At 59.8% G+C, this 13,373-nt stretch carries 9 protein-coding genes; 5 read left to right on the forward strand and 4 right to left on the reverse strand.

Going from position 1 to position 13,373, the window contains the following annotated elements:
- Nucleotides 1–27 precede the first annotated feature (27 nt).
- From GSQ93_RS28430 to GSQ93_RS28445, 4 genes are all read right to left on the reverse strand, one after another.
- Entirely contained in the window at nt 28–1,908 is a 1,881-nt protein-coding gene (locus GSQ93_RS28430) for an ABC transporter ATP-binding protein (protein ID WP_158938977.1), read from the reverse strand.
- A gap of 438 nt (nt 1,909–2,346) precedes the next feature.
- On the reverse strand, nt 2,347–3,168 hold the full coding sequence (locus GSQ93_RS28435; RefSeq protein ID WP_158938978.1) for an oxaloacetate decarboxylase: 822 nt from the start codon (nt 3,166–3,168) through the stop codon (nt 2,347–2,349).
- 218 nt (nt 3,169–3,386) lie between these two features.
- Complete coding sequence (locus GSQ93_RS28440; protein WP_158938979.1) at nt 3,387–4,511, reverse strand: PLP-dependent cysteine synthase family protein; 1,125 nt, start codon at nt 4,509–4,511, stop codon at nt 3,387–3,389.
- Nucleotides 4,512–4,729: 218 nt separating this feature from the next.
- Nucleotides 4,730–5,575 carry an oxidoreductase gene (locus GSQ93_RS28445; RefSeq protein WP_158938980.1) on the reverse strand — a complete coding sequence of 282 codons (846 nt, stop codon included), beginning with the start codon at nt 5,573–5,575 and terminating at the stop codon, nt 4,730–4,732.
- Between the two features lie 259 nt (nt 5,576–5,834).
- Between GSQ93_RS28445 and GSQ93_RS28450 the strand changes: the two genes are divergently transcribed.
- The 5 genes from GSQ93_RS28450 (at nt 5,835) to GSQ93_RS28470 (ending at nt 13,363) form a co-directional block, all read left to right on the forward strand.
- Nucleotides 5,835–6,761 carry an AraC family transcriptional regulator gene (locus GSQ93_RS28450; RefSeq protein ID WP_158938981.1) on the forward strand — a complete coding sequence of 309 codons (927 nt, stop codon included), beginning with the start codon at nt 5,835–5,837 and terminating at the stop codon, nt 6,759–6,761.
- A 459-nt stretch (nt 6,762–7,220) separates the two neighbouring features.
- Complete coding sequence (locus GSQ93_RS28455; protein ID WP_158938982.1) at nt 7,221–8,282, forward strand: NAD(P)-dependent alcohol dehydrogenase; 1,062 nt, start codon at nt 7,221–7,223, stop codon at nt 8,280–8,282.
- An 849-nt stretch (nt 8,283–9,131) separates the two neighbouring features.
- Nucleotides 9,132–10,814 (forward strand): hypothetical protein, encoded by a 1,683-nt coding sequence (locus GSQ93_RS28460; protein ID WP_158938983.1) that lies wholly within the window; start codon nt 9,132–9,134, stop codon nt 10,812–10,814.
- A 58-nt stretch (nt 10,815–10,872) separates the two neighbouring features.
- On the forward strand, nt 10,873–11,496 hold the full coding sequence (locus GSQ93_RS28465; protein ID WP_158938984.1) for a twin-arginine translocation signal domain-containing protein: 624 nt from the start codon (nt 10,873–10,875) through the stop codon (nt 11,494–11,496).
- A gap of 85 nt (nt 11,497–11,581) precedes the next feature.
- Nucleotides 11,582–13,363 (forward strand): GMC oxidoreductase, encoded by a 1,782-nt coding sequence (locus GSQ93_RS28470; protein WP_216857688.1) that lies wholly within the window; start codon nt 11,582–11,584, stop codon nt 13,361–13,363.
- Nucleotides 13,364–13,373 lie beyond the last annotated feature (10 nt).

Here is a 13,373-nt window from a genome sequence, read left to right on the forward strand (position 1 = left end):
TCCGGGCGCTGTGCCCGAACCGTTGCATCACGTGCTGGTGCTCAACGAGGGATCGTCGGCATAACCGCCTGGACGGCGGCTGGCTCGCGCCGTCTTTTCCGGCTCCGCACGATCAGTCGTCAAGCCGAGCGCCTGCCGTTCGAACAACCGCCGATACAAGCCGTTGTGAAGTTGGATCAGCTTTTCATGGCTGCCTTCCTCCGCAATCCTGCCCTTGTCGAGCACCAGCAGCCGGTCCAGCGCCCGTACCGTTGAAAGCCGATGCGCAACCACCAGCGTCGTGCGGCCGACCATCAGCCGCTCCATTGCCTGCTGGATCAGCACTTCGCTCTCGCTGTCGAGGCTCGACGTTGCTTCGTCGAGGATCAGGATGGGCGCATTCGCGAGGAACGCCCGGGCAATCGCCACACGCTGGCGTTCGCCGCCCGACAACTTGATACCGCGCTCACCCACGAGCGTTTCATAACCCTGGGGCAACGCCGCGATGAAATCGTGAGCGCTGGCCTGCCTCGCGGCCCGCTCGATTTCCGCGCGGGTAGCTCCTGGCCGGGCGTACGCAATGTTCTCCGCGAGCGAACGATGGAACAGCACCGGCTCTTGCTGAACGATCGCGATCTGACCGCGCAACGACGCTTGAGCGACATCGGCAATGTTCTGCCCGTCGATCATGATCCTGCCGCCCGAGATGTCGTAAAGCCGCTGGATCAGCTTGATCAACGTCGTCTTGCCGGACCCCGAGTGCCCGATCAACCCCACGCGCTCTCCCGGCGCAATCCGCACCGAAAAGTCGTTATAGAGCGGCTTCGCGTGACCGTCGTAGCTGAAGGTCACATGCTCGAAGCGGATCTCGCCTTCACGGATCGCGATAGGCCCAGCGTCGGGCTTGTCTTCCACGCCGAGAGGCTGACCTTCAAGCGATACCAGCTCTTCCATGTCGTTGACCGAGCGCTGCAAATTGCGCACGTGCATCCCGACTTCGCGCAGATAACCCTGCAACATGAAGAACATGGTCAGCGTGAACGTGATGTCGCCCACGCTGGCCTTGTCGGCTTCCCACAGCAACAACGCAGCACCCAGGATTGCCGCCTGCATGACCACCAGCATGCCGCCTTGCACACCGCCGTTGATCGTGCCGCGTGCCCATGTGCGCCGCGTCCGGTGACGCCACTTGCCGATCACGCGGGCAAGCCGCGCTTCCTCGCGCGTTTCCGCACCGAAGGCCTTGACCACGGTGTTGCAGCTCACGGCGTCTGCGAGCGCACCGCCCATGCGGGTGTCCCATGCGTTGCCCAGACGAGCGGCCGGTGCAACAAAGCCGAGCGACAGGCCGACCGTCACCCCGATATAAAGCAGCGACCCGACGCCCACGACCACGCCCATGATGGTCCAGTGCATACCGAGCAACACGGTTGCGCCGACCAGCATCACCAGTGATGGAAGCAGGGCGATGAGCAGCGTGTCGTTGAGCAGGTCGAGCGCCCACATGCCGCGCGTGATCTTGCGGACAGTCGAACCGGCGAAGCTGTTGCCGTGCCAGTCAGCGGAAAACCGTTGCACGCGGTGAAATGCGTTGGCGGCAATTTCACTCATCATCTTTAGCGTCAATACGATGATGTTCATGAAAACGAGCTGACGCAGCAACGTGCCTGCCAGCCCAAGGCAAGCCAGGATGCCGAACGCGGTTGTGGCTGCACGCCATGCCAGCTCCTTGCCGGCCGCGCCGGCGGCGAGTGCGTCCACGAGCCGGCCTGCGAAGAGCGGCGTGAGGACATCGGCCAGTGCCGACAGCAGCGCGAGCACAACAATGGCTACGATGCGCCACGGTTGTTTGCCCCAGTGAGCCACAGTGAAACCGAGAACGTCTTTGAACGCCCGTCCGCCGAAGTCGAGTTTTTTTGTGTAAGCCATTTGCCACAGCCCGTAGCGGCAAGCGCGACGAAGCTATCCGGTCGAGAGAAATTAGAGCGACAGCCAAAGCACGCCTGCATGAGCGGGCGAACTGACAACGGACTGTCTGGAAATCGCGCAGGCTGCTGTGCCCGCGCTGACGGCGACCTAAACTGGCCGGCGCATCGAGTAAGGGACGGCGCTGCTGAATGTGATCATCTTTTCGCCTCCCTTTGAGAAATGAAACCTGAGTGACGTGGGACCGGGCGGCCATCCACGTCTCAATATTATCAGGCACTTATGGAGCTTGCCAACCTCTTTCGGCCACGCACATGTTAAGGCGCCGATACAGCGCGAGCGACGCACCATAGCGCACTGCGCTATCGATCCCGATGCACGAATGTCTCTGCGCTGCAGGGACATTCGTGAAAAGACCGGGCTCGCGCCGGGCACTCAGGCTCAGGCGAATCCGCCGAAAACATCGTTCAATTGCTTGCTTGATGCGGCGCTGGCGAGGCCATCGAACGACCCCGCTTTCATTTGTTCAGCGGCCGTTAGCATGGCTTGCCACGCAACCCGCGCCAATCCTCCACCAACACTGATTCGACGCACGCCAAGGTCGGCCAGTTCGGCGACGCTCAGGCCGGGCCGCATCATCAGAACGTTGAGCGGCTTGGGCGCTACGGCGCGAACCATGACCGCTATGTCGTCTTTATTGACCACGCCCGGCGCATACAAACAATCGGCACCTTCAGCCGCGAAGGCCACGAGTTTATCGATGGACTGGCTGAGCGCGCTCGGATCACTGAGCAGGATCTCGGTGCGCGCGACCAGGATGACGTCATCGCCGGAACGGTCGATCGCCGCACGGGCCGCACGCACACGCTCGACGGCAAGAGCGGTCTCGTAGAGTCCGAACGGCGCGTCCACGTCGCGATCTTCAATCGATAAACCCGCTACGCCCGTCTGGATTGCAAGGGTGACGTTGGCCGCGAGCGTAGCGGGGTCGGAAGCGAAACCAGACTCGAAATCGGCGTTCACCGGCAGGTCTACAGCTTCGCAGAGGGCGCCCAGATGTTGCAGGACATCGGAACAGGTCACCGCGTAGTCGGGCCGGCCTGTGGTCCACGCGAAGCCTGAACTCGTCGATGCCAGCGCGGCAAAGCCAAGGTGCTGCAGCATCCGCGCGCTGCCTGCGTCCCATGGGTTGGGCAGCACGAAACAGCCTTGCTGGTGAAGCGCGCGAAAGGCAGCGCGTTTTTCGGCGACGGTACGGGTCATCGGAACCTCATGGTGAGTGGGCTAACAAATCGGAGTTGCAAATACGAGTCCGTTCAAGCAGCGTTGGGCGCGGGTAACTTCCTGATTCATCTACCGCGGACCGCGTTCGTACGGACAGGGTTACGAAAGCAAAAATGTTGATACGCAATCTCATACGAGCGGGTCAGATCCAGGACGACGCTCGTGACATTCACGCATAAGCTCAAACGCACCACGCTTTATATTCCCGCTCCCGCAGCCTCCAACCCCGCAATGTTTTGCGGGGTCAGCACCGCTTCGCCCGCGACCGCGCGAGCAATCAGCGCATCGGGCTGCGCAACCGGAATTCCCTGCACCTCGTACCAGGCATCGGCATAGTAGGTGTTGCTGTAACGTTCGCCGCTATCGCACAGCAGGCTGACGATGGAACCCTGCTCGCCCGCCTGCTTCATGCGCTCGGCCAGATACAGCACGCCCACAAAATTGGTCCCTGTCGAACCGCCGACGCGACGCCCAAACGCCCCTGCCAGATAGCGCATGGCAGCAAAGGACAACGCGTCGGGCACCTTGAGCATCGCATCGATACATGTCGGAATGAAGGAGCGTTCAACACGCGGACGGCCGATGCCTTCAATCTTCGATCCCACATCGAGCGTCAGGCTGCTGTCCGGCGTGCCCGCGAGCGTGCTTTTGAAGTAATCGAAAAATACCGAATTCTCGGGATCGGCGCAAAGAATGCGCGTGGTGTGCCGCCGGTACGCTACGTAGCGGCCCAATGTGGCTATCGTGCCGCCGGTGCCGCCGCTGGACACGAGCCACGCCGGAACGGGGTGCTCCTCGTCGCCCATCTGCTTGAAGATGGACTCGGCGATATTGTTGTTGGCCCGCCAATCGGTCGCACGTTCGGCGTAGGTGAACTGATCCATGAAATGCCCGCCGGTTTCCGCCGCGAGCCGATGCGATTCCGTGTAGATGTCCGCCGGGTTCGCGACCAGATGACAGCGCCCGCCGTAGAATTCGATCGCCTCGATTTTCATGCGGGATGTGCCCGCTGGAATCACCGCGACAAACGGCAGGCCGAGCAGTCGCGCGAAATATGCTTCGGAAATGGCCGTTGATCCGCTGGACGCTTCAACAATCGTGCTTTGCTCGCGCAGCCAGCCATTGCAAAGCGCATAGAGAAACAAGGATCGCGCCAACCGATGTTTCAGGCTACCGGTCGGATGGCTCGATTCGTCCTTGAAATAGAAACGGATAGACGGATAACCGGGCAGGTCGAGTGGAATCAGGTGGGTATCGGCGGAACGGTTGAAGTCCGCTTCAATCTTGCGAATCGCTTCACGGGTCCAGTCGGAACGCGGCATGAAAATCCCCACCCAGTGACGGCTAACAGCGGATCGGCGCGCGAATTCGGGCTCACGCACGCGGGCTATGGCAGCGTGCTCGCGGCATGGCGCCGTCTGTCACGCTCGGCTTGGCCGGGGCTCGATGTGAAGCCATCGTACACGAGAGCGGCCGCCCGGTTTTCACAATCGCAACGGGCTGCCGTAGGGGTTTTCGTGATTGCCGGGTCATGAAGGCGTCACGCGAAGTCCGTCGAGCGCGATACCTTTTCCCACGTTTCAATCTCGGTGGTGAGGGCCGCCAGCTTGTCCCTGACCAGGTTGAGCGCGTCGGTGCCGAGCAGCAGATGTACCGGCGGATTTTTTGCCTCAATCACCTCCAGCAGCACCTGCGCTGCCTTGACCGGGTCGCCCGCCTGCTTGCCGCTTTTCGCCTCCCGCGCCTGACGGATCGGGGTGAACAGCGCATCGTAGTCCGCGATGCTGCGACCCGCGCGCACCATCGAGCGGCCAGCCCAATCCGTGCGGAACGAGCCGGGTGCAACCGCCGTTACCTTAACGCCGAAACCCGCGACTTCTTTCGCCAGCGTTTCAGAGATGCCTTCGAGCGCGAACTTGCTGCCGCAGTAGTAAGAAATGCCCGGCATGGTGACGAAGCCGCCCATCGACGTGATGTTGATGATATGACCCGACCGGCGTTCGCGCATGGCGGGAAGCACGGCTTGGATCATCGCGACGGCGCCGAATACGTTGGCGTCGAACTGTCGGCGCAGGTCTTCAAGCGGAGACTCCTCAAGCACGCCTTCGTAGCCATATCCCGCGTTGTTGACCAGCACATCGATCGCTCTTATTTTGTCCGTTATCGTCGCGACAGCCGGGCCGATCGCCGCGAAATCGGTCACGTCGAGCACAATCGCGTGTGCACGACCGGCTGCGAGCGCCTCGAATGTTGGGATGTCGGCATCGCGGCGCACCGTACCCACGACTACGTGTCCGGCATTCAACGCGGCTTCGGCGAACGCGCGGCCGAAACCCGAGCTCACGCCGGTAATCAGGAAAGTCTTCTTGCCCTGGATGGGGTTCATGGTGCTGCACTCCTTGTTGATAGTCATGGACAGGCTGCGTGTCGGGATGCGTCGCCGATGACACACGCGACCTCAGCAACGATTGCATGTTAGGAGTGCATCGTCAGAACGCGAATGCCGGTTCATCTGTTGTGTTTGCCTAATCCTATGAGCCGGTGGATTTCGGCTCGGGCACGTGGCACATTGCAAGCTGGCTGCAAAACTGACGAGACCGGACGTGACCCCTGAACGCGATCAACACGCTGAAAACGATAATCAGATGACAGCGCAGCAACGCATGGTCGCGTTGCTGGCAGTCTTGGCGCCTGTGGAGGGGTACAACCTGACGGCGCTGCCCGGCGTGCGATTCCTGCGTTCGAACCGCCCGCTGAGCCGCACGCCGGTGCTGTACGACCCGGGTATTGTGATTGTCTGCCAGGGACGCAAGCGCGGATTTCTGGGCGACGACGTTTATGTGTATGACGCGCAGCACTATCTTGCGGTATCGGTGCCGGTGCCGTTTTCGATGGAAACCGAGGCAAGCGAAGCCGAGCCCATGCTGGCGATCTATTTTCGCCTTGACTTCAACATGGCGGCTGACCTGATGCTGCAACTCGACGAACGGGCGGGCGGTGTTCCAGCAAAGCCCAAAGGGATGATGTCGACTCCGCTCGACGCCCGCCTCGCGGCATCGGTACTGCGCTTTCTGGAGACGATGAGTTCGCCGCTGGAGGCCGAGATTCTCGGCCTTGGACTCGTGCGTGAAATTTACTATCGGGTGCTGACGGGCGAGCAGGGCGGGTCGATGCGCGCAGCACTCACGCGGCAAGGGCATTTCGGCAAGATCGCGAAGGCGCTCCGAAAGATCCATCTGTCGTTCCGCGAACCGCTGGACGTCGAGCGGCTGGCTTCCGAGGCGAGCATGAGCGTGCCGTCGTTTCATTCGCACTTCAAAGCGGTGACCAATACTTCGCCGATGCAATATCTGAAGTCGACGCGGCTTCATCAGGCCCGCCTGCTAATGGTGAGAAACGACGTGACGGCGGCGGTTGCATGCGCTCAGGTTGGGTATGAAAGCTCGTCGCAGTTCAGCCGCGAATTCAAGCGGCTATTCGGGCGTAGTCCGATAGAAGAAGCGGCCCGGATGAAAAAGACCTTCGCGGTTCCTCAAGCCGGACCCGACTCCATCTACGTTGCATCGCATTGACCCATGCATGATGATGCGTGATCCGCGTTGATCGCGATCAAGCGATGTGCAAACCGGGCGCCTCGATTCTGCAAATAACGTCCTGATATCAATCCTCGAATTGCTGCAACACGACATTCCATTAATTGGAATTGTGAAATCGCAATATTTCCATTGAGCGGTTTGTCCAGAATTCGCATACTGCTCGGTGAAGGGGCGCTCGATCATCCGGGCGATGTCGATCGATGTCGACGCACGTGAAGTTGGATTAAATTTTGGCGCGGTTCCAGACGTCGTCAAGTCCAATAAGCCCTCTTTATCAAGCTTGTTGCCTACCGATCCGGCCGTTGTGACGCAGGGTGCCAGAGTTGCCTGTCGACGCGGATTTCCGCGGTTCTTTGAACGGACAGCGCGCCCCGGTATCGAAGAACCAAGCAACGATCAAGCAACGAACCAACGAATCATTTCAAGGACCACACCATGTACAAGACCTATGGCTATGCCGCGCATTCCGCCGATACGCCGTTTGCTCCTTTCGCCTTCGATCGTCGCGACACCGGTCCGCACGACGTCCGCATCGAGATTCTCTATTGCGGCGTGTGCCATTCGGACCTGCATACCGCGCGCAGTGAATGGGCGGGTACGGTGTACCCGAACGTGCCGGGACATGAAATTGTCGGCCGGGTGACCGAGGTTGGCTCTGAAGTCACGAAGTTCAAGGTGGGCTCGCTGGCGGGTGTCGGCTGCATGGTGGATTCGTGCCGGACTTGCCCGTCTTGCCAGGAAGGCCTCGAGCAGTATTGCGAAGGCAGCGGTTTTGTCGGCACCTACAATGCGCCCGACAAGCACACGGGTGGCGTGACCTACGGCGGCTATTCCAAGTCGATCGTCGTGGACGAAGCCTTCACACTGCTCGTGCCCGAGAACCTTGAACTGGCCGCCGTCGCGCCGTTGTTGTGCGCGGGGATCACGACGTACTCGCCGCTGCGTCACTGGAATGTTCAGGCCGGACAGAAGGTCGGGATTGTTGGACTGGGCGGCCTGGGTCATATGGGCGTGAAGCTCGCGGCAGCGTTTGGCGCGCACGTGGTGCTGTTCACCACGTCGGCTGGCAAGATCGAAGACGCGAAGCGGCTTGGTGCGCATGAGGTCGTGATTTCGAAGGATCCGGAGCAGATGGCGAAACACGTCAACTCGTTCGATTTCATTCTGAACACCGTCGCCGCCTCGCACGACCTCGATCAGTTCACCGCGCTGCTCAAGCGCGACGGAACGATGACGCTCGTCGGCGTGCCGGAGCATGCGCATCCGTCGCCGTCTGTCGGCAACCTGATTTTCAAGCGCCGTACGCTGGCGGGTTCGTTGATCGGCGGTATTGCGGAAACGCAGGAAATGCTCGATTTTTGCGGCAAGCATGGCATCACGTCGGACATCGAGATGATCCGCATGGACGAGATCGACAAGGCCTACGAGCGCATGGTCAAAAGCGATGTGAAATATCGCTTCGTGATCGACATGGCTTCGTTGAAAGAAGCCGCCTGAGAAGCCGGCTGAAAAGCCGCCTGAGCTGAGGACTAGCGAATCCTGGCCAAAACCGGTGGCCTTTCGGCTTGCCTGTTTCGGTTACTGCGCATCCTCAGAAATGAGGATGCGCAGTGCATTCGAATCAGTTAAGTTGTTAACCAGAGCCGGGGGGCTTCACGTCTACACCGCACTCCGATGGCAAAGCGAACGTGCCAAAGAATGCCCGCGCGTTCAGCCATACGAAACTGAGAGACTAAGACCCGCCTTGTGCGGGTCTTTTTTTGGTTTTTTCCTATGCGTCAATGCCGCGAACGCGGGTCTTAACGCCAGCCGCTGGCCTCCCGGTCTTCCTGCGACAAAACCTCTTCGTTCTTCACCCCACCCGGTTCGATCAAAGCAGACGACCATTGCGGAAAATGAGCGTGATCTCTTTTTTAGTGCACCCTCTAGCAATAATTGTCCTTACCGCACAAATTTTTATATGAAAATATAACGGGATCAACGAGCGGGCTTGAACGTAAAGCTGCCGATTGATCTGACCACCTTCTATGCATACCGGACGGTATCCGCCAAGAAAAAGGTCGGCCCCTTACGAGGGCATTGGATTCACCCGCTACTCAACAAGTGTGCACAAGCGCGTGCCGGCATCGTACTTTCCGAGCGGCTGGATGCCGTGTGGTCTATTTATCGAGCACGGTGGCAAACGCAATGATTGATGTGGTACTAGCATCTGGCAAGGCCATTCCGGATGTGATTGCGATGTAATTGCGCATGGTTGACGGTTGAAGTCTCTCGCTCGGGAAAATCCGGTCCAGACCGGATCCGGGGACCAGCCCGGGCGAGTTCTTGATGTAGAGAGAAAAATAAATGGTTGCAATCGCGAGGCGTCACGTCATCTTGTTGCTGGCTTTTGGCCTGCTCGCTATTTTCAGACCCGATGTGGCGAACGCCGGAGGTTGCTGGACCGCACCGTACAGCTGTCATCCAGGCGGCGACATCAACCCATCCACCGCCGCCACTTACGAAGCCAGATATATCGCCTACGCGGAGTTGGCCTGGCGGGACTTCATCGCGTTGAACTTTCCGGCCGAAACAAGCCCGCAGGGAAAGCCGGAGCCGATTCCAAGCAAGGCGCACGGACTGGACTATCACGCCGGGGACTACACCGCCGTCTGGCAAACCTGGCCGGAGGCACGGGACATCTTCTTGCAGGGGGCAGCGGCGCCCGCTGCGTTCGGCACGGGTCACCAGACGCCGGCAGACTGTCTCAGGAAAGATGCATCGGGGCGAGTCGAACTCACTGACAAGATCGTGCTCGACGAGTATGTGCAGGCCAACCAGATGGGACCCGTGATCGATAAGCAGGGGCAGTATGTCAGGTACGGCTTGAGCTTCAACAAACCGATGCTGGACTACATCACGGCTCACCAGCTCTATTCCACCGAAGGCCAGGCCGCGATGGATGCGAACAACCCGGACCGCGACAAGCAGACGATCCAGTTCCCGGCCGGCCACTATTCCGACAACGACGATCCGGAAATGACAGGAGCCATTTTTGTCAAATCGTCCTGGAAGATACTGGACGCTTCGGACAATAAGTCGAGCTTCTACCGGACGCAGGCCTATGTGTACGATCAGGCCGGCGGCGCATTCGCCGATGAACCCGCGGTAAAGGAGCAGTGCTCGCTGAAACCGATCGGACTTGTCGGCTTTCATATCGTCCACCTGACCAGGTCGGCGCCGCAATGGGTATGGGCCACATTCGAACATGTCGATAACGGACCCTGGCTCAACGATTTCACCTCTAAGCTCAAGCGTGGCTACACTTTTTTCGATGCTGCCAAGTGCCCGGCATCAGGTGGCGTGCCGAGCTGCGCGTTCGATACCGTACCGGCTGCGCCGTGGAATCCGCAACGGGCCGGCCAGACGCCGACGCAGCTTGTGCGCCTGGCTGCCCCGGGCAAGCTCGCGCTGGCCGTCAACGAGCAATACAACAACCGGATCAAGAGGACCTATCCGGATAGCGTCTGGGCTAACTATTTCCTGGTCGATGTCCAGTTCCCCACCAACGTAAAGACCACGGGCGAGCAGGGCGCAGCTGTACCGAATCCCGCCTACCCGGACGGCATGCCTGCCACCTCCTTCCTGTCGAACTCGACCATGGAGACGTATATCCCGGGGTTCTTCCACGGTGAGATCACGCCCAGCGGCAACCCGATTCCCCCGGACGACCAGATGCAGACCCTGCCGTCAACGGGGGCGGTGATGCCCTTTGTTTCTACAGGGCCTCATACCGTGTCGGGCGGTGCTGATCGTGCGACGTCGAGTTGCGTCAGTTGCCACGCGGATGCCGCCATGACCACCGGCTCGTCCAGCGACTTCGTCTTTTCGCTGAGCCGAGCGCAAAGTAAAGGCAAGCTCAACCTGAGCACGTTCGGCACTCAATCGGGCAGTGGTTCCAGCGCGAGGATACTCACACGGCACGAAGCGTCGTCAGTCGTCGAATACGTGATGGGGACCGGCAAGCCGGAGGAGTCGACCGGGAAATAGGTCGGGCGGAAATCGCGGGTGAACCTTAAATAACAGCAAGAGTGTCAAGGGACCATGCATGATAAAAATCAGTCGCAGAGACGTATTGAAAACCGTGGGTACGATCGGTGGCGCGCTGTTGGCGCCGGGGCTGCCGCTCTGGAGTCTTGCCGAGGCGGCGCCGCGCGAGAAGGCGCCCGCAGGCTTCGTCAATGTGTCATCGGCGCTCCTCGGGATTGACGCGGGCGTTCTGAATCCAGCGATCCGGCCGGATGATATATCGATGGCAGACGTGTTTTATGGCCTCACCGTGCTGGCCGGACCGCGAAGCATTGCAAACCTGCTCGCCGCCTATGACGTGATGGAGAACCAGCACCTCAGGCCCGATCAAATTGCGCAAGCGTTGCTGGCCTCCGGGAATGGGCCCAATACCAGCCTGAACGGTGCATTTTCCCGCCTGATCACACTGATGTGGCTATACGGAACCTGGAACGGCCACACCGAGATAACGAATATCCCTACGTCGGCAAGCGGGATCGCCGCTGATTACCAAAAGGACTTCGTCATTTCCAGCCGCGCATACAAAAGCGGCTGGATCTGGCGCATCGCCCAGACGCATCCAATGGGCTTCAGCCAGTTCAGCTTCGGTAGCTGGGCAAGTACCCCGCGGTCGCTCACCGATTACGGAATCACTCTGGCGTAATCGCGGCGCCGTCTTTAAACATGGGGAATCGAAGATGCCTGAGTATGACGTGATAATTGTCGGGACCGGTCACGCGGGTGCCTTCATGGCTTACGAACTGGGAAGCAAGGGAAAGAAGGTGCTGCTGCTCGAGGCGGGTCCTGCCACGCCGCGGCATCGGGAAGACTACATGGAGTCCTTCTATCTTGCCGGATTCAAGTCGCCGGAATCGCCGTATCCGCCGGACGCCAATAACAATCAGCCGCGAAAGACGAATGCGCCGCATCCGACGATCCAGCAACTGGTCTTCGGCTGGGACAATCCGGCGATTTCCTATCTGACCTACACCCCGGGTTCCCTGCCGTTCGGCAGTACCTATCTGAAGCTTGCGGGCGGTACCGGCAACCACTGGCAGGGCACGACACTGCGAATGAGCAAAAATGATTTCATGCTGCGGCGGAAATACCAGCATGGACTCGACTGGCCGATCGCGCAGGACGAACTGGATAACCATTACGCAAAGGTCGAAGCGTTCATGGGCGTTGCCGGCAGCACGGCGGAACAGCTCGCGGCCCGCGACGACATTCCGCCGGACTACCAGTTCCCCATGCCTCCGATCCCGCTGTCACTGAGTGACAAGTACATAAAGGCTCGCTTAGATGGCGAACCATTAACCAATGAGGATTACTTTACAAACCAGAAAACGGTTGTCACGAAGACGCCGCAAGCACGGAATTCCGTGCCTTATGACAATCGCAGGGTATGTCATGGCAACACCAACTGCGTGCCAATTTGTCCGATCCAGGCGAAATACGACGCTGCGTATGCGTTGGGAAAGGCGCTGGCTACCGGGTCCGTCACCGTCAAGTATAAAACCGTGGTGGACAAGATCACGGTCGGCGAGGACGGAAAAATCAGCGGCCTGCATTACCTGACCTACGACGATATTTCAGTGCCGGCCAAGTCGGGACAGACCGGGCAAGGTACCGCTGTCGGCACAGTGTTCGTGCTGGCGGCCAGCGCGATCGAAAACGCCAGGATTTTGCTGAACTCGCCGTGGAAAACGGACCTGACGGTCGCGAACAGCAGCGACCAGGTTGGCAGGAACCTGATGGACCACGCCACGTATCTGGCCTGGGGGCTAATGCCCGTCAACGCACCGGCGTACAGCTATCGCGGCCCGCTTGCAACCAGCGGGATCGAATCGCTGCGTGACGGACCGTTCAGAAGCACGCGCGCGTCCTGGCGGCTGGAACTCGGCAACGAAGGATGGAACTGGGCGAAAGGCGAGCCGTACGCGATCGGCCCGGATTTCCTGTACGGCACGAACCACGGCGGGCTGAACAACGGCGGCCCGAACGGGAGCGCGCAGGTGCTCGGCAACAAGAACCTGCTGAAGACACTGAATGGTTATCTGACACGGCAATTCAGGATTGCCTTCCTGGTCGAACAGGACGCCGAGCAGACCAACCGCGTGCAATTGTCGCCGACGGAGACCGACAACCTGGGCATCCCGAGGCCGCTCATCACGTACAACCTGTCCGACTACACGCGCAAGGGTTTTGTCTCGGCCAAGCTCGCCACCACCGAATTCATGAGCCGGGTAGGCGCGCAGGAATACACCCAATTCGATGCCGGCAACGCCAAGCAATTTACCTGCGACGGGGAGTCATTCAACTATTACGGCGCCGGGCACGTGTGCGGGACTCATGTAATGGGTGCGAGCCACCAGGCCTCGGTGGTCAACTATCACCAGCAAAGCTGGGACCATTCGAACCTGTATATCGTGGGCTGCGGATCAATGCCTAGTATCAGTTCCCAGAACCCGACGCTGACCATGCTCGCGATCACGTCAATGACCGTGGACCATATTCTGACGAGGGTTTGATGGGGGAGGG

This window comes from Burkholderia sp. S171 (assembly GCF_009766085.1).
Taxonomy (GTDB): domain Bacteria; phylum Pseudomonadota; class Gammaproteobacteria; order Burkholderiales; family Burkholderiaceae; genus Caballeronia.

What these genes read in the sequence shown, in the direction of transcription:
- GSQ93_RS28430 (WP_158938977.1), bottom strand. Translation starts at nt 1,908, where the DNA reads ATGGCTTACACAAAAAAACTCGACTTCGGCGGACGGGCGTTCAAAGAC.
- GSQ93_RS28435 (WP_158938978.1), bottom strand. Translation starts at nt 3,168, where the DNA reads ATGACCCGTACCGTCGCCGAAAAACGCGCTGCCTTTCGCGCGCTTCAC.
- GSQ93_RS28440 (WP_158938979.1), bottom strand. Translation starts at nt 4,511, where the DNA reads ATGCCGCGTTCCGACTGGACCCGTGAAGCGATTCGCAAGATTGAAGCG.
- GSQ93_RS28445 (WP_158938980.1), bottom strand. Translation starts at nt 5,575, where the DNA reads ATGAACCCCATCCAGGGCAAGAAGACTTTCCTGATTACCGGCGTGAGC.
- GSQ93_RS28450 (WP_158938981.1), top strand. Translation starts at nt 5,835, where the DNA reads ATGACAGCGCAGCAACGCATGGTCGCGTTGCTGGCAGTCTTGGCGCCT.
- GSQ93_RS28455 (WP_158938982.1), top strand. Translation starts at nt 7,221, where the DNA reads ATGTACAAGACCTATGGCTATGCCGCGCATTCCGCCGATACGCCGTTT.
- GSQ93_RS28460 (WP_158938983.1), top strand. Translation starts at nt 9,132, where the DNA reads ATGGTTGCAATCGCGAGGCGTCACGTCATCTTGTTGCTGGCTTTTGGC.
- GSQ93_RS28465 (WP_158938984.1), top strand. Translation starts at nt 10,873, where the DNA reads ATGATAAAAATCAGTCGCAGAGACGTATTGAAAACCGTGGGTACGATC.
- GSQ93_RS28470 (WP_216857688.1), top strand. Translation starts at nt 11,582, where the DNA reads ATGGCTTACGAACTGGGAAGCAAGGGAAAGAAGGTGCTGCTGCTCGAG.